Raw genomic sequence first — 17,401 nt, forward strand, 5'->3', positions numbered from 1 at the left:
CTTTGGATAAATAGTTTTCCACACTATAATATAAATGTGCTTTTTTATCTTTTTGGTAACTAAGCTTGTGATCTCACGAGCGCAATGAGCTAAAAAAGTAAAAATCAACGAACTACTATTTATTAAGAAGTTGTTTAAAATTGTATCTTTTTTTAAATAGGAATACAACTTTTGATCCTAGTAGGGTAAAAAGTAATTTCATATTTGCTTATTACTTAAGCAAATTCTAACATTACTTCGTGGAAATAAGTAACCTATATTGTTTTTGCAAACTTTTGAAATAAAAAACTTTGAAGAAATCACATTATACGATAGCACTCGCTTTATTGGTCTTGATTTTGGACCAAACTCTAAAAATTTGGGTAAAATTAAACATGCCCTTGGGCGATTATTTTGAAGTCTTAGGATTAAACTGGTTTCACATCCACTTTATAGAGAACCCTGGAATGGCATTTGGAATTGAATGGGGTGGCGAATATGGTAAATTAGCACTAAGTTTGTTCCGCATTGTTGCTATTTCTTTTATAGGATATATGCTGTACAAACTGGTCAAGCAAAATGCCTCTTTTATTGTCCTTACTAGTATTACCTTAATTTTTGCTGGAGCTGTTGGTAATATTTTAGACTCTGTTTTCTATGGTCTTGTATTTTCAGAAAGTACTGCCATTGATGTGGCAACATTTATGCCTCCAGAAGGAGGATATACAGATTTTTTACATGGCAAGGTGGTTGATATGTTTTATTTTCCATTAATTGATTCCCATTTTCCAGAATGGTTTCCTATTTGGGGAGGCAAACCCCTGCAATTTTTTGAATTTATTTTCAACATTGCCGATGCCTCTGTTTTTATAGGAACAGCTATTATATTTGTTTTTTACAAACATTTCTTTAACAAAGAGGAAGAAGAAAACGTTACCATCAATAACAACAAGGAGTCTTCGATTAATGAAGAAAATCTTTCTGTTAGTGATTCCTAGATTTTTACCACGTACCATCTAAGTAAGCGATCGTAACTACCAATATCTAATTTCATTTTAATACACTGTAAAAGAGCACAAAGCTTGCTTAACAATTTCCCTTACAGTGTATTTAATATACAAAAGCACTTATAACTTGAAACGCTCACATTTCGTCTTAGGTCTAATTTTTTTCATTCTAATAATTGATCAAGTACTCAAAATTTGGGTAAAACTAAACATGCCTTTGGGCGATTCTTTTAAAGTTTTGGGCTTGGATTGGTTTCGGATTCATTTTACAGAAAACAAAGGAATGGCATTTGGGATTGAGTTTGGTGGAGATTATGGCAAGTTATTTTTAAGCCTTTTTAGAATTGTAGTTGTTGGATTTATTGCCTATTTTTTAAATAAGCTAGTCCGAAAAAAAGCTAGCTTTTTACTATTAGCTTGTATTTCTCTAATTTTTGCAGGTGCTTTGGGCAATATTCTTGACTCTATTTTTTATGGCGTTTGTTTTTCTGACAGCGGTACCTTTCACAATCCACGTTTGGCTACTTTTATGCCTTCTGAAGGAGGATATGCTGGGGTTTTGTATGGCAAAGTAGTAGACATGCTCTACTTTCCAATGTTTGAAGGTTTTTGGCCCAAGTGGATGCCCTTTGTTGGAGGTAAGTATTTCATGTTTTTTCAACCCATCTTTAATATTGCCGATAGTGCTATTAGTCTAGGTGTATTTATTGCTATCGTATTTTGCCGCCGTTTTCAAAGAGAATTTGACGAACAACAAAATGTCTCCAATGAACCAAGCATAGCCGTTGATAATTCGGATTCTACTCCTGTTAACAATTCTAAAGATTCCATCGATCAACTTTAAAAAAGAATAGTCCGCCATAAATTAGCGGACTGTCATTGCACAAATTATATATAGCTATTAGATTATTTCGATTCTATTGCAGGTTTATTCGACATCTCAAATAAAAGATGTCCCCCTTTGACTAGGTCATGATGAGATAACATTGTCCCATCAAGTTTTTTTCCATTCAAGTAAACTTCTTTTACATACACATTATCTTTATGCTGATTTTTAGCCTCAATTCTTAGCGTTTTTCCATTTTCCAAATGAATTACAGCATCTCTTACTAAAGGACTTCCTAATGCATAATCCGAAGAACCAGGAGTTACAGGATAAAACCCTAGTGCGCTAAAAACGTACCATGCACTCATTTGCCCTGCATCGTCATTTCCACACAAACCATCAACATTAGGAGCGTACATCGTATCCAAAATCATACGAACACGTGCTTGTGTTTTTTCAGGATGCCCCGTCCAGTTATACAAATAAGGGATGTGATGCCCTGGTTCATTTCCATGCACATAATTTCCAATGATTCCATCACGAGTAATATCTTCATGTTTAGCAATATACTTTTCATCAATATCGACTGTAAATAAAGAATCTAAATGTTTACTGAAATGATCTTTTCCACCCATCATCTCAACCATTTTATCAATATCCTGAGGAACATACAATCCGTAGTTCCACGCATTTCCTTCTATAAACCCTTGACCATGTGTGTCCATTGGATCAAAGGATTCTCTAAAAGTTCCATCCGACAGTTTGGGTCTCATAAAACCAATAGAAGGGTCGTAAACATTTTCATAAGATTTAGACCGATCTTCAAATTCTCTTGCAACAGCAGTATTTCCCAATTCCTCTGCCATCTTCATAATACACCAATCATTATAAGCATATTCCAATGTTTTAGATACAGACGAATGCCCTTTATCATCTGGAACATATTTATAATCTATATAAGCACCAAGCTCATCAAAATATCTAACCTTAGCTGTGCTTACTGACGCAGCCAAAGCTTGCTTTTGATTAAAATTTCCTACCTTCTTAACCATTGCATCTGCAAGAACTGAAGTCGCATGATAGCCTATCATACACCAATTTTCATTAGCATAATGACTCCATATAGGTAACATACCATGTACACTTTGCTCATAATGCGCCAACATAGATTTTATCATATCATTATTGCGGCTTGGTTGGGTGATGTTAAACAATGGGTGCAAAGCTCGATAAGTATCCCACAATGAAAAAATAGTATAATTTGTAAATCCTTTGGAAGTATGTATGTTTTGATCTAAACCTCTATACTGACCATCCACATCTTCATAGAGAATAGGTGAAAGATTAGTATGATAAATTGCTGTGTAAAAATTCACTTTATCTTCTTCCGTCAAACTAGTCACTTCTATTTTAGAAAGTTCTTCGTTCCACTTCTTTTTTGTCTCTTCTTTTGTTTTTTCAAAATCCCAATGCGGTATTTCAGCTTCTAAGTTTTTCAAAGCTCCCGAAGTACTGACAGAAGACAAAGCAAACTTAACTTTAATTTTTTCAGCGTTCTTTGTATCAAAATTGAAAAATGCTCTAATGTCCTTGCCCGCCATTTCAGGAAAATTATATTCTTGGTCAAAACGTCGATAAAAGCCATCGTATTTAACAGCGTCATATTTTTTGTGCCCATAGCTTTTGAAAGGCTTAGAGAATTGCATGGCAAAAAACACCTTTTTATCTCTAGCCCATCCCTTAGTTTGTCGGTACCCCGTTACTAAAGAATCATTCTCAACTCGAATAAAAGTCCAAACATTCTTATTATCATGATGATATACATTGTACACCATATCTAAGATAACATGCGCTTCTTCTGACTCTGGAAAGGTGTATTGATGAAAACCAACCCGTTCGCTAGCTGTTAATTCTGCTAAAATTCCATAACTCTCTAAATTAACTTTGTAATACCCAGGAGATACTTTTTCTTCACTATGCGAAAACGTAGAGTAAAACCCCTTTTTGCCTTCTTGCCTCACCATAGGTTCAAGTACCAATTCTCCAGTCGTGGGCATTACTAAAAAATCCCCCAAATCAGAATGCCCTGTTCCACTAAAGTTCGTATGGGTAAACCCTAGAATAGTTGAATCTCGGTACTGATAACCAGCACAATACTCATACGTTTCTGTGTTGTAACTACCGTCCTCATTAAACATCACCTCAAAGTTAGTTTGGGGGCTCAACTGTACCATTCCAAAAGGTGCCGTTGCTCCAGGAAAAACATGCCCCATCTTGCTTGTTCCTACCAAAGGGTCGACAAATTGAGTATAATCAGGCTTTGATTTAGTAGAAACAAGAGTACTTTTTGCTTCTTTTTTGCAAGCATTTAATACAAATAGTATCAACAGAGAAAGCAATATGTTTTTCATTTTACAATTATTTATTCACCAAAAAACAGTTGTAGCATTGGTAAGACAATTTTTACCCGTTCAGGGTCTAAATTTGTATCAAAAGTAGGGCGTTCGATTAATTTACCATCTCGCACCAGTTGTAGCATTTTTTGACGTTCTGCGGGCGCAAAAGCTGCGAAAGTACGGCGTAAAGCAGGCAACATTTGTTGAAATTGCTCGTCCTTTAATCCACTAACCCATTCGTCTACAATTTCCCATAAAATAGGGTTGTGAATTAAGAGCAAACCACTTCCATATAAGAAACCATTCAACCAACTACTTGCGACAACAACATCGACACTTTTAGACAAAGCATAACTTAATATCCCTGCTGCCGTTTCGACATTTAACACCTCATTATCCAACAAAATTCGGGTAGCAGCTCCTCTTATTTTTCCATCAATATGTTGATTATCTAATAATCGTTCTAACGTTTCTTCCCAAACCGTTAAATACATTTCCTCATTTAATAATAACAAAGAGCGATTAACAGACAATACTTGGTCAAACATTTCCTCGCTAGCTGATTCATCCAAAGAAGTACATGCATTGGGTAAAGAAATGCAAATTCGAGGCACTATTTTTTGGAGCAACGCATCGACCATACCAATTTCAGTATTTCGAACATCGCCATATCTATAAATTCGAACCAACGGAGGCAAAGCTGTCATCAAATGATTAATATCCTTTGTTATAGCAGCCAAATTTTTTAATTCCTGCACCAATTCATTGATTGCTTCAGGCAAATTAGCATGAATTACTTTTTCTAATAATTGGGTCAACTCTACCAATGTTTGAGCATGAGTTGCTTGGTTGATCACAAAATTGATTGTCGCTTGCTGGATGGTATTTCCCCACATTCCCGCCTCAATAATTTGCAGAGCAAATTCAGGACGCCATTCCATTTTCCAATATTCATTCTTCGTACTCAACTCCCTACCTGTTGCAACATCGGGTATTCCCCATTGTATGGATAGCAAATTTAAACGATGCAAAAATTGGCTTTGCTTTAAATCATGTTCTTGTCTCAAATCTAACCCTCCCTTGGGTTTGTTGGCAGTAGCTTTTAACCACACCACGTCTGCTTTTTTATACTTTTTTAGTTTTAATGCTTTAATGTTCAGTTCTAAATCTTGCTGTAAAGGAATAATTGGAATTGTTTCTGGAACATCCCCCATTTTATCCCCAATCACCAACTTGTGTCGAATTAAGTCCAGTTGACTTTGATATCCTCCTGAAAAAATAGTCATTACAGATTCCGTCAGTTCTCCTATTCCAGGTACTTCTAGACCTCTAAGAGCAGCCAAAGTTTCTGCCAAACGTACGCCTTCGATCGCATGAGCTGAACTCGTTTCTAAGTCTTCCTTTTTGAATAACTGAGAAACTTTTGCCATCCAGTTAATTGTGGCATTGTCTCTATTAAAAAACAGCAATTCATACCAAGCAGGTGATACAACTCCTGCCCCATACCCACTGGAAGTAGCGATTCGGTCATATGTCCAAGGGATCCAAGTAGCTTTTGTTTTTACTTTGGGAATCCCTTTTAACAATGCATTATCATCTTTTACTTTATAAGCATTCAAATCATCCAAGGCGGGTGTATGCCAAGCTCCACAGACAACAGCAATGCGCTCGTATTTGTCTTTAATTGCTTTACGCAATTTCTTACGCATATATGCTTCTCGAATCAAGTTATAGGCTTGTCCTTGATTGCCTATCTCTGTCCTTAAAGTTTTCATCAAGTCCAGAATCACTCCGAAAATATCCTCGTTGCCATCTCCTTGTTCAAACATAGCCTCCCACCAACGTTCACTATCTGTGTATCCTGCTAAAGATGCCATATAGCCCAACGGATCCTTTGCTATATCCTTTACATCTTCTTGCCCTTCCAGTTTCTTCAATTCAGCTATTTTTTCAGGCACTTCGTCCAATCCTAACCGCAGCGATTGAGGCAAATCCATTTGAACTACAGGGATACCATATTTTTGAGCAAATAAAAACGTTTGCCATTCGGGAGAAAAAACAGTAAATGGGTAATAAACAGCTTGTTGTAAATTCTTAGGATTATAAATCAAAGCAGCAACAGGAGGCACCAATGTTTCGTCTTGCACATAAGGAAGGAGGTTACTCAATTCTTCTGCTCCTTCTATTAAAATTATATCTGGCTGATAGACACTCAATGCCTTTATCAAACTTTTAGAAGAACCAGGACCGTGATGTCTTATTCCAAATAATTTTATATCCATTCTTTAATCTCTCAATAGTTCGCTAAAATATTATGTTTACAGGGTTGTTAGCAAATCTAACTTAATTGGCACTTTTCCATCTTTCAAATGCAAATAATAAATCTTTTCTTTTTCAAGTTTATTGATACTTTTTATTAATCTCCCCTCTTCGTCTGTTATCATAGAAAAACCTCTCTCTAAAATCGTCTGAGGGTTTAACAAACGAAGTTTTTCTTCTATAGCATCTAGTTCCTGATGTGCGGCTTTTAACTGTTGTGCGGCAACCTGTTTTAATTTCGCTTCTAATAAATCTACTCTATTAGAGGCTTGTTGAATTTTTTGTATTGCTAAATGCTTAATATCCAAAGCAGACTGTACAATAGTAGACTCAAAATTTAGCATTCGATGAATCAAATAATCCGCAACAGCTGTTGGTGTTTTCAAGGTTTGATAAGCGACCAAATCCGCTAAGGTTTCATCAATATCATGCCCTATTCCTGTTATAATGGGCAACTCGCAAGTCGCCAAAGCCACACACAAATCGTAATCATCAAATCCCATTAAATCTAGACGAGCACCACCACCTCGAACAATAACAACACAATCAAATTCATCTTTCCGAGCTTCTATTTTATCAATTTGTAACATGACCTCTTGGGGTACATTCACCCCCTGCACAACAGCCTCAAACAATTCATATTGGAATTTATATTGATGAGGATTTGTTTTGATTTGCTGTAAAAAATCCTGTAGTCCCGCAGCAGTACTAGAAGAAATGATAGCAATTCGCTGCCAAACCAAGTTAGTAGGAACTTGCATATTGAGTTCTGTAAACTGTTCTGCCTCTAATTTTTTTTGTGTTTGTAGACGTTTAAGTTCCAATTGCCCAATGGTTACTGTTGGGTCAATATCTTTAATGGATAGTTTCATTCCGAAATACTCATGAAACTCAACCTGCACACAAAGCAGTACTTGTCGACCTACTTGCAAAATTGACCATAAAGAATCTCCAATTTTTCTAGTAATTTTCTCCAAAGAACGCCCCCATATAACTCCTTCGGCTCTAGCAGATATTTTAAAATCATCCCGTTCTACTAAAGATATATATACATTCCCTTTGCTTGTTCCGACATCTGCAATTTCACAATTAATCCAGATCGTTTCACGCATATTAAAAGCAACCACACGTTTAAGATGCTCATTCAGTTCAAAAAGAGAAAAAGTTGGTTGATTGATTTCTTTAGGCATATTCTCAGAGACTTAATTCAGACAGTAGATTAATAAAATAGTAGGCTTACTATTGTCAACAATAAACATCCAATATTCTTTCCCTCCGCAGGCTCACTAACATTAGATTAAAACAGCCACAAAATATAAGATATTTAAGCCTCATCAAATTCAAATATAAATTTAGAGTTGCGAATTTCTTCTTTAAATAGATGGGGATAATGCGCTTTCATTCTTAAATAAATTTTCTCCAAAGGAACGTCTGCAAACACTCCATGATCTGCAACATACTCCATAAAAGGATTGCCTTCTTTATCTGACTCTTGAAAAACAGCATCTTGCTCACCATCAAAATCTAATGGTTCCACCCCTAATTTGTCACATAATTCTGTATTAAATACAGGCGTAGCTTTGATCCATCTATTATTCAAAAACACTTCTGCGTATCCATGAAACACCAAAACATCTGTTTTTAGACGCTCCTCTAAATTAGCGGTTCCTAAATGATTTCTTACATCGCCATAAGCCAATCGGCTAGGAATTCCTAACGAACGCACACACGCCACAAATAAATTTGACTTTTCAATGCAATGACCATAATCTTTGGTTAACAAATGACTAGCCTTTAGGGCATAGGGCTTTAAAACAATGTGATAAGGCGAATATTTAAATCCATCTCTAATAGCATAATACAATGCAATGACTTGATCTTTTGCATTCGTTATTCCACTTACTTTCTCTTGTGCATATGCAACAACAGTAGGATGATCACTATTGGTATAAACCCCTGCTTTTAAATAATTCTCGTTTTCGTCCATTCTAATTATAATATTCCAATTTTTTTAGCAAATAACTTGAATTAATAGTCCACTAAATCAGCGATCAAAACAAACTAAATACAATGAACTAACAAGTTGAGGCAAGATAGATAAAATAGTCTTATTCTTAGTCCGAATCAATCATTTTCTATATAGAGCAACACAAAAAGGAAGCTATAAATGTAAACAAAAAAAAAACCATCTTAAATAAATTTAAGATGGTTTTTTAAAGAGTATATCAACGTTATTTGGTAACGTTTGCTTCAATATCGTAAATAATCATATCATCAGGAACATTTCCATAGATATTCAAACTTGACGAGTATGCTGGATCAACTTTAGCTTGTGAAGAATCAAATTTGAATTTCACAAACCCTTTTTCTCCTGGTTTGATTGCTCCTCTTGACCAATCAATTGGCTCTGTACAAATACAACCACCTTCTAAGTGAAATACTTTAAAATCATTTTTTCCAGTATTCGTAAATTCAACAGTGTATTCTTCTACATCACCAAATTTCACAGGTCCGATCTTCATAACTGGTTCGTCAAAAGCCAAAGTAGTTCTTGGCTTATCTCCAGGATTATTAGAAGGAGAAGTCGTTGTACTAACTACGGTTGTATTAGCCGTTAGTTTTTTTTTTCAGGGGCTCCGTTGATGCCCAATGTTCCATTCACAATTTTGAATTCTACACGACGGTTAAGTGCACGTCCTTCAGGATTATCAGAACCATCTGTTTTAGTATTATCAGCAGCAGGTTGTTGTTCACCTAAAGCTTTTGGTTGCAAACGGTTTTTGTCAATTCCTTTTTTAACCAAGTAAGCAATTGTCGCATTAGAACGTCTGTCAGACAAGCTGATATTGTATTGATCAGATCCCAAAGCATCGGTATGACCTCTTACTTCAACGATCATTTCAGGATTGTCTTTTAAAGTAGCCAATACCATATCCAAAGTATCAGCAGCACCTTGACGGATATTTGATTTATTGAAAGAGAAATAAACATTGTAGAATACAGGAGGAGGCGTCAAATACATTTTTTGTACCATTCCCAAATCTTTTTGCGCTACAACTCTTGTGTCAGCAATATAACCTTCACGATTTGCAAAAATTTTGTAATCTTTATCTCTTGGCACAACGAAAGCAAATTCATTTCCTGTTCCTTTTGTCAATTGTTTTACTTCTTTACCAGAAGAAGCTTCGTAAATAATTACGGTAACGCCATCTAAAGCAGCATTGGTTTTCTTGTCAAATGCTTGAACCATCAAACCAAGTTCTTTGATTTTAACTTCTTTAGTAATCTCCATTGGTTTAGTAATATCTAGACCTGCAGCAGTCAATGCTTCTTTAGTCGCATCAACACTTTCTTTGCTACCCTCTACACCATCTTTTTTAGCAACGATATCATACTTTTTCCCCATATCAAGGCTAAACGTATAATCGTTTCCTTCTGTATTACTTTGCTCATCTACAACTTTACCAGTTTCTTTATCAATCAACTGAACAGTTGCACCAATCATTGGCTCTCCTGTTGCTTCATCCATTACCGCAACATCCATAATAATATCACAACGCTCTGGCATAATTACAGAGAAAATATCATCACAACAAGTTTCGCTTTTCATGGACATAGTACCAGGACGGTTAGACAAGATATAAGCATAACAATCATCTTTTCCTACTTTGTTCACTGTAAAACTAAAGTCATCTACATAAGTATTAAAACCAGCACCCATGTTAACAACTTTTCCCATAGAACCATCAGCAGCACGCTCTGTACGGAAAATATCCCATCCACCAAAACCAGGGTGTCCATCTGAACTAAAGTACAATGTATTGTTTCTTTCGTCAAAGAACGGTGTTAAATCATCTCCAATTGTATTAACTGCTTCCAAGTTTAATGGCTCTTTAGTCGTACCATCTTCATTGATCTCAGCATACCAGATATCCATACCACCTTTACCACCTTCCATGTTAGAAGTAAACAACAAGTAATCTTTTCCATCCCATGTTGCAAAAGCAGGATCTTGACAAGAGTAAGAACTAGAGTTAAAATCTAGCAATTTAGGGTTGCTAACAGTACCATCTGCATAATCAGCTACATAGATACGACTGTTTTCCAATTGATTACCAATCAACTCAGCACGTACAAAATAAAACTTCGTTTGATCATCGTTAAAAGCTGGTTCAACAACATGCAATCCTTCTTTTTGAAGAACATCAGCATTAAATTCTTTTGCTTCTCCCCATTTGCCATCGCCTTCTGATTTAGCGATATAAATTTTAGCATGCTCATAATCCTCACCTTCTTCTTTTACAATAATTGTATCTGCACGCAAAGAAGCATAGATAATTTCATCACGTCCCAATGGGAAAGCCCCACCTTCTGTAGACAAAGAGTTAACGTTAGGACCAGCATTTTCAATAATTAATTCCTCTGTTGGTTCCATGTTATTTTTAGCCCATTTAGCACCATCGATGTGGATTTGAGCCATTTTTTTGTAGTAATCTGCCTTTGGCGCATCTGATGGATACTCTTTGATAAAGGCTTCAAACTCTGGAATACAGTTGTCATAATCTCCTGTCATTTTCATAACAACAGCATGCTCATAACGACTCAATGGAAATTCATCTTTTTTATTTAGAGCAACTAATTTTTGGTACCATTCAGCAGCAGCTTTGTAGTCTCTCAACATTTCATTGGTGGAAGCTATTTTGTAAATAGCAGCACCATCATTGTTATCTGCTTCATAAGCACGTATATACCATTCTAAAGCAGTGTAGGTATTCTTTTTATTGCGTTCTTCATCTCCGATATTTTCCTTCATTTCGGAGGTTAAGTTATTATTTGTTGGTTGAGCAAATGCAGCTTGACCAACAAATAGTAAAGCAATAATTACTAATATATTATTAAGTTTCATTATTCGAAATAAGTTTAGATTAAGTTGTGGATTACTATACTATTTTATAATAAAACAAGATTAGAAATCTTCAAGAGTAGATTTCTAATCTCTTATTGGAGTTATTATTAAAAACGAGGACAGAATAAGATATCATCAATAACAGGTACTTTGTAAATTTTAGCAACATAAGACAATGCTACTTCAAATGCCATACCTCTGTTATTATTACTAAATGCTTGATAGTTCAAACCTTGTGCAGCTGTATTGATATCATATGCAAAACCAAATTTTAGTCCTTTAATATCTAAGCCTATACGAGCAACAGCATCACCACTAGCACGGTAACCACCTCCCAAATATAATGTAATATCTTGCATATCGTTGAAGTGAATCCCTAACAATAACTGCCCGTTGAATTCAAATGCGCTCAAACCTTCTCCTTGACCAGTTGTATTGATTGTATTTTGGAAGAAGAACAAAGGTTTCAAGAACAAGTTACCTTTTTTAGTTAATGCAATTCTAAAAATCAAATTAGAAATAGTAGTCATTGGTAATCTTGCTTCACCATCCTCATTTGTTTGAGGTGTCATAAAGCTATAATTAGGATTCGTAAAATGATTCAAAGACACTCCTGCCTCAAAACCAAAACGTCTACCTCTATGGCTCAACATCAAACCACCAGAAAAATCAGGCAATGTTTTAGTAGCATTTCCTAAAGACATGCCCAATGGGTCAGTCGTAGCATTACCACCATTAACCAACTGATCTTCAAATGTAAAATCTCCAGAAAGTCTACGTTGTAAGATACCACCTTTGGCAGCAAAAGATAAGATTGTATTTCCTTTTTTGCCCAAGCCCAAGTGATAAGACAAAGACAAACTAGCAGCTAAGTTAGAAAGGTTTCCTACGGCATCATAATAAAAAGAAATACCAACACCTGCCCAATTTCTAAGTGGCTTGCCTTTTTTATTACGAATAGCAAAAGGAACGTCAATATAAGCAGATGGCGTTTGGAATCCTGAAAAGCTTGAGGAAGTATTATCAATAGATGGAGCTTGAGAAATAGACAATCCTGCCCATTGAGTTCTATATATACCACCTATTCTAAAAGTACCTGCATAATATCCTGTATGTGCAGGATTTAGCTCTAGTGGAGCCATGTCAAACATCGTAAAACGAACGTCTTGAGCTTGGCTACTGGATGTACAAAAACCTACTATAAAAAGCAGGCATACACTCGTTAAAATTTTCATCGTCTAAGAGGAGTTTTTAAGTACGAATACCGTAAATTAATTCAATAATAAGATTTATACCGCTATAAATAACTTTGGGTAAATATACAGTTTTTATTTACAGAAAGTAAGTAAACTTACATTTTAGTTTAGAACTTTTAACAAAAAAACCTTTATTTCTCGTATTTCTGCTTTCCAAAACTACATTTTGTCACATCAAAAAGTACTTCCTATAGATTTCCTTTGTTAAAAGAACCTTAACATTTTATTAAGCGCTAATGTATGCTTTTTCAAAATATTTTCCCTATTTCATTGCAATTAATTCCCTTTACCCTGTTATATACTTTATTCTTCTTGGAATAAAGGATTGTAGCTTATACATTTGCATACACGATAATTGTTTTACAAATGTTAAAGTTTTTTTCTAGTATTGTTAATAAAAATAAAAAATCCTAGTCACAAAACAACAAAACTTCTCATATTTTTCAATATTTACCAATATGTTCAACACTAATTCTAGGCAATTTTTATACTTTTTTAGCGTTATCCTTTTCGGAAGTAGCATTTTTAGTTCTTGCACCTCCAATACACAAACAGAAGATCCCCTTACCGATCTTCAATCAATCCAATTAGTGCCTTGCCCTCCCCTAGATTCATCTATTTTGTATGATGATGTCGTATTGCAAAATTATACCTACACTCAAAATCAGATGATGTTCCGTCCTGTAAACCTTCGTTTGGGAGGGATGACTCCCCTAACAATAAGTCGCCCCAAATCATATCCTAAGACTAACAAAGGAAATCATTTACATATTTGTATTGACAATCAACAACATCACATTACCAACAATAATATATTTGACTTTCCTCTCCCCGATGGCAAGTATAGATTAACTGCTTTTATCGCTCGATCGTTTTACGAATCTATTAAAACACCTAAAGCAATCATGGCGAAGGAGATAGGCATAAGAAAAGGGGAACTTTACCTTAGTAAAAACCTTTTGAATGCAAATATTGTTTATAATGCACCAATGGGTACTTACCAAAAAGGAGATAAAATTTTATTGGATTTTGTTTTGGTCGGCACAACTATTGAGGAAGGAGGTAATCAAGTAAAAATAACGATCAACAACCATAAGTCATTCTATGTCAACAATTGGCAAGCATACCTTTTGGAGGGACTTGACATAGGAACTTATGAAGTTAAGTTAGAATTGTTAGATGCTTCTGGGAAACAAATTGCGGCTCCTGTCAGTCAAAATTTCATCATAAAAACATCTGAAAAACAAAATTAAAGATTTAATTTCCAAATATTTACCTTTTTTTTAACTTTAACCAAAAGAGGTAAGATTTTTGAACCATTTGTAACATTCAATTAATATCAATGCAAATTGAATCAATAGCATTAGATAAAAAAGCCCCCGATATAAATTATGGACCTAAACTAAAAAAATTATTGTATCATGAAAAAGCTCCTATTATCTGTCTTATTAACGGCAATCTATACGCACCTTTTTGCAGCTACTCCCATCAAAGATGCTGCTGAATTTTTTATCAAAGCGGATGACTTTTTTAAGGCATATGCCATAGAAGGCAATATCAAATATGCCGATCTAAAACAAGATCGCTCCGACTTAGCACTTCTCGTTGATTTTATTGGCGAGACTCCCGTCAACTCTGTTGACGTTTATAGACGCAAAGCTTACTTAATTAATTGCTACAATCTATTGGTTATAAATGCTGTGTTGGAAACTTATCCGATAGAAAAAGTTGCGGACACGAACAAATTCTTTAAAAAAGATAAACATAAAGTAGGCAAAGAGATGATGACATTGGATCATTTAGAGTATAAAATCATCTTTAAGGAATATAAAGACCCTAGGCTTCATTTTGTTTTGGTTTGTGCTGCCAAAGGTTGCCCTCCTATCCCATCATTTGCATATACTCCTGGAGATGTCAACAATCAAATCAATCGCCAATGCCAATTGGCATTAGACGACCCTTCTTTTTTGTACTTAGAAAAAGAAAACAATATGGTAAAATTATCTCCTATTTTTAAATGGTATAAAGATGATTTTTTCCCTTCAATTCCCGAATTTATCAATGCACATCGCAGCACCAAAATCCCTCACGATTATTCATTGGGTTTTTATGAATATGACTGGACATTAAATGCGTGGAAATAATCTTTTTTAGTTAGTCTAACCTTATGAAATTACTACTCTTTTTGATTGTAGCAAGTCTGCTCAATTGTACTAGTTGTGGAGAAAAACACGCTCGTTCTAATAAAACAGCAATTACTACGACACCTATAGAAAACGCAATTGGCTCTACTACTCTTTCGAATTCTTCTACCTCGACAACAAACAATACAAATGGTAGCAAAAATATTCCTGCTGAGGTTATTCAAACAACAAATAATAATGCATCCGCTACTCTAGCCAATTATACTCAGTATAGTTGGCTGGATACCTATCATCCCCAATCAGCACTTCAAAAGCAGATTCCCACACCACCTCAATACACCAGAACACCATCCTCTCCCACTAGCTTTGGGACATGGTTAAGAGGATTGCCTTTGCTTCCAAAGACATCCAAAGTCATGCTTTATAATGGCACAGAAAAGCCCTATCAAGAGGGTGCTTTTCGTGTTTTAGATATTGATATCGGACAACGTGACTTGCAACAATGTGCAGATGCTGTAATGCGCTTGGTAGCAGAATATCATTACAGCAAAAAAGATTACGATGCTATCCATTTCAATTATACAAGTGGACACACCATTCGTTTTTCAGATTGGGTTAAAGGCAAAAAACCGATTATCAAAGGCAGTAAGGTTAGTTTTAGTGCTGCAAATAATAGCCACAATACTTCTTATAAAAATTTTAAAAAGTATCTGACTAATATTTATTGCTACGCAGGAACCGCATCCTTAGCAAAAGAATTAAAAGAAAAAACAATAAGTAACGTTTCGCCTGGTGACGTTTTTATTTGGGGAGGATTTCCAGGGCATGCCGTTATTGTGTTAGACGTGGCGCAACATGAAACAACGGGTAAAAAGATTTTTTTACTCGCTCAAAGCTATATGCCTGCTCAAAGTATACACGTTTTGCATAACTTCAACGATTCTGATCTGTCCCCTTGGTATTCCGAAGATTTTGGCGCGCAGCTTGTAACTCCTGAATGGACATTTGATCGTAATACGCTTAAAAGTTTTGACATTGATTGACCTCCCCATTATCAATATAATATAATATAAATCCTTTTTTATCTTTTTGGTAACTAAGCTTGCGAGCTCACGAGCGAACCGAGCATAGCGAGCTCACGACCGTAGGGAGTAACAAACCGAGCTAAAAAAGTAAACAACTAAGCGATAGCGAACTACCACGAAGTAGCAGCGTAGCTAACTACTACATTATCAATAGTTCGTTGAGAAACTTTATTAGTTTGATAATCAATAAGTTGCAGATTTATTGTGTTTTGTGTTAAAACTTTAATTATCAAACTAATATAAATGTGCTTTTTTATCTTTTTGGTAAAAAAGTAAAAAATCAACGAACTACTAACATTATATAACTTCTTTTTTACTCTAGTACAATTTTCTCACTCTTAACTCCTTTAGGATTATTTAGATAAAGCCAATAAATGCCTTTGGGCAATTCACCTAAAGGTAAAGTAACATTTTCTCTAAAACGTTCCTGCACCATCGCTTGCCCCAAATTGTTGTATAAAACAACTGTTGTTTCCTCTTGCTCCTCTACCACAATATTCAATTTATTTTGAGTTGGATTAGGGTATAATAAGACATTACGAAGCTCATTTTGAGGCTTGATCGTTCGTATTCCAGTTGTTAAATTATTAGTATTAGGCTGAGTAGACTCCGACTGTGTCACCGATTTATTATTGGTATTTTGGATCATTGCAAAAGCAAAGATGCGAGAAAAGTCCCAATTAACATTCCCAAAAGCGGTATAATCATAAACCAAAGAATCTCCAACTGTTGAAGGAATATTGATCGGTAAAAAACCTAAACTAGCTCTATATACATCATAGTGTTCTGCTTCCCCATTTGGTCCCATATAAAATACACTATCTTCGGCTAAACCAACCCACAATTGTTCGGTTCCCAAATTGTGACTGGCTTCCGTTTTAACAATTACACGTACTCGCATAGAATCATCACCATATTTTTGCTGTTCCATTCGAATCCGAATAGGACTAGTCTGAGATTGAAAAGGGGCAAAAATAGACGCTTGACTATAATCACTGTTCAAAGGAATTGAAAAACCATTGATAATCAAAGCAGGGGTTCCAAGTATTCCATAATAAAAACGCCTAGCATCACTGGGCGAAGCATTTTGTTGATACAACAAACATTGTGTGTAAGGAACTCCTGAATGTATTGAAATATGTATTGCCTCATTTTGATTATTCAAATTGGTATAAAAACCAGGATTTCGATTGGCACAATGCGAACAAAGTGTGTTTGTAAAATGTTCTACAAATATCTTTCGAGGGACTTGTGCCTCTACAATATTATTATACAAAAAAGCAAAACACAGACATAGAAATAGATGTTTCATAATTTAGCAACTAGTTTAATTTTTTATGATTTTATGTATCAATATTCAAGGATAGATGGTCTGCTAAAATTTCACAACGGACAGATCTATCAAACTGCTAGAAAAAACTGCCTCTGCTCCAAAAAGGTTGTCAAATCTCAGTTAAGATCCTTTATTTTTATCTGTATTTTG

13 protein-coding genes are annotated in these 17,401 nt (G+C 35.2%); 5 read left to right on the top strand and 8 right to left on the bottom strand.

Annotation, left to right across the window (positions count from 1 at the left end; all coding sequences use genetic code 11):
* The first annotated feature begins 290 nt into the window (after positions 1-290).
* Positions 291-977 (top strand): lipoprotein signal peptidase, encoded by a 687-nt coding sequence (locus CG11_RS20685; RefSeq protein WP_052598757.1) that lies wholly within the window; start codon positions 291-293, stop codon positions 975-977.
* Positions 978-1,083: 106 nt separating this feature from the next.
* Positions 1,084-1,830, top strand: coding sequence for a lipoprotein signal peptidase (locus tag CG11_RS20690; protein ID WP_231512823.1), 747 nt, complete (start codon positions 1,084-1,086; stop codon positions 1,828-1,830).
* 62 nt (positions 1,831-1,892) lie between these two features.
* Here the strand turns inward: CG11_RS20690 and CG11_RS20695 are convergent, their stop codons facing one another.
* From CG11_RS20695 to CG11_RS20725, 7 genes are all read right to left on the bottom strand, one after another.
* On the bottom strand, positions 1,893-4,223 hold the full coding sequence (locus CG11_RS20695) for a GH92 family glycosyl hydrolase (protein ID WP_052598758.1): 2,331 nt from the start codon (positions 4,221-4,223) through the stop codon (positions 1,893-1,895).
* Positions 4,224-4,234: 11 nt separating this feature from the next.
* Positions 4,235-6,490 carry a DUF5682 family protein gene (locus CG11_RS20700; RefSeq protein ID WP_052598759.1) on the bottom strand — a complete coding sequence of 752 codons (2,256 nt, stop codon included), beginning with the start codon at positions 6,488-6,490 and terminating at the stop codon, positions 4,235-4,237.
* A gap of 36 nt (positions 6,491-6,526) precedes the next feature.
* Positions 6,527-7,717 (bottom strand): exodeoxyribonuclease VII large subunit, encoded by a 1,191-nt coding sequence (xseA, locus tag CG11_RS20705; RefSeq protein WP_052598760.1) that lies wholly within the window; start codon positions 7,715-7,717, stop codon positions 6,527-6,529.
* Between the two features lie 134 nt (positions 7,718-7,851).
* Positions 7,852-8,514: a transglutaminase family protein gene (locus CG11_RS20710; RefSeq protein ID WP_052598761.1), complete on the bottom strand. Its 663-nt coding sequence runs from the start codon at positions 8,512-8,514 to the stop codon at positions 7,852-7,854.
* A 244-nt stretch (positions 8,515-8,758) separates the two neighbouring features.
* Positions 8,759-9,070, bottom strand: coding sequence for a DUF1573 domain-containing protein (locus CG11_RS20715; protein WP_255351964.1), 312 nt, complete (start codon positions 9,068-9,070; stop codon positions 8,759-8,761).
* 71 nt (positions 9,071-9,141) lie between these two features.
* Entirely contained in the window at positions 9,142-11,433 is a 2,292-nt protein-coding gene (locus CG11_RS20720) for an OmpA family protein (protein WP_052598763.1), read from the bottom strand.
* Positions 11,434-11,540: 107 nt separating this feature from the next.
* On the bottom strand, positions 11,541-12,668 hold the full coding sequence (locus CG11_RS20725; RefSeq protein ID WP_052598764.1) for a PorP/SprF family type IX secretion system membrane protein: 1,128 nt from the start codon (positions 12,666-12,668) through the stop codon (positions 11,541-11,543).
* A gap of 479 nt (positions 12,669-13,147) precedes the next feature.
* On the opposite strand from CG11_RS20725, the gene CG11_RS20730 reads away from it, so the two are divergent.
* The 3 genes from CG11_RS20730 to CG11_RS20740 all read left to right on the top strand — a co-directional run bounded on the left by CG11_RS20730 (position 13,148) and on the right by CG11_RS20740 (position 15,876).
* Positions 13,148-13,942: a hypothetical protein gene (locus tag CG11_RS20730; protein ID WP_052598765.1), complete on the top strand. Its 795-nt coding sequence runs from the start codon at positions 13,148-13,150 to the stop codon at positions 13,940-13,942.
* 168 nt (positions 13,943-14,110) lie between these two features.
* On the top strand, positions 14,111-14,833 hold the full coding sequence (locus CG11_RS20735) for a DUF547 domain-containing protein (RefSeq protein WP_052598766.1): 723 nt from the start codon (positions 14,111-14,113) through the stop codon (positions 14,831-14,833).
* A gap of 23 nt (positions 14,834-14,856) precedes the next feature.
* Entirely contained in the window at positions 14,857-15,876 is a 1,020-nt protein-coding gene (locus CG11_RS20740; protein ID WP_156039843.1) for a DUF4846 domain-containing protein, read from the top strand.
* Between the two features lie 355 nt (positions 15,877-16,231).
* Here CG11_RS20740 and CG11_RS20745 read toward each other — a convergent pair whose 3' ends face one another.
* Positions 16,232-17,230 (bottom strand): T9SS type A sorting domain-containing protein, encoded by a 999-nt coding sequence (locus CG11_RS20745; RefSeq protein WP_052598767.1) that lies wholly within the window; start codon positions 17,228-17,230, stop codon positions 16,232-16,234.
* Positions 17,231-17,401 lie beyond the last annotated feature (171 nt).

Origin of the sequence: Aureispira sp. CCB-QB1, assembly GCF_000724545.1 — a bacterium.
GTDB lineage: Bacteria > Bacteroidota > Bacteroidia > Chitinophagales > Saprospiraceae > Aureispira.

What these genes read in the sequence shown, in the direction of transcription:
- CG11_RS20695 (WP_052598758.1), bottom strand. Translation starts at nt 4,223, where the DNA reads ATGAAAAACATATTGCTTTCTCTGTTGATACTATTTGTATTAAATGCT.
- CG11_RS20700 (WP_052598759.1), bottom strand. Translation starts at nt 6,490, where the DNA reads ATGGATATAAAATTATTTGGAATAAGACATCACGGTCCTGGTTCTTCT.
- xseA (WP_052598760.1), bottom strand. Translation starts at nt 7,717, where the DNA reads ATGCCTAAAGAAATCAATCAACCAACTTTTTCTCTTTTTGAACTGAAT.
- CG11_RS20710 (WP_052598761.1), bottom strand. Translation starts at nt 8,514, where the DNA reads ATGGACGAAAACGAGAATTATTTAAAAGCAGGGGTTTATACCAATAGT.
- CG11_RS20720 (WP_052598763.1), bottom strand. Translation starts at nt 11,433, where the DNA reads ATGAAACTTAATAATATATTAGTAATTATTGCTTTACTATTTGTTGGT.
- CG11_RS20725 (WP_052598764.1), bottom strand. Translation starts at nt 12,668, where the DNA reads ATGAAAATTTTAACGAGTGTATGCCTGCTTTTTATAGTAGGTTTTTGT.
- CG11_RS20730 (WP_052598765.1), top strand. Translation starts at nt 13,148, where the DNA reads ATGTTCAACACTAATTCTAGGCAATTTTTATACTTTTTTAGCGTTATC.
- CG11_RS20735 (WP_052598766.1), top strand. Translation starts at nt 14,111, where the DNA reads ATGAAAAAGCTCCTATTATCTGTCTTATTAACGGCAATCTATACGCAC.
- CG11_RS20740 (WP_156039843.1), top strand. Translation starts at nt 14,857, where the DNA reads ATGAAATTACTACTCTTTTTGATTGTAGCAAGTCTGCTCAATTGTACT.
- CG11_RS20745 (WP_052598767.1), bottom strand. Translation starts at nt 17,230, where the DNA reads ATGAAACATCTATTTCTATGTCTGTGTTTTGCTTTTTTGTATAATAAT.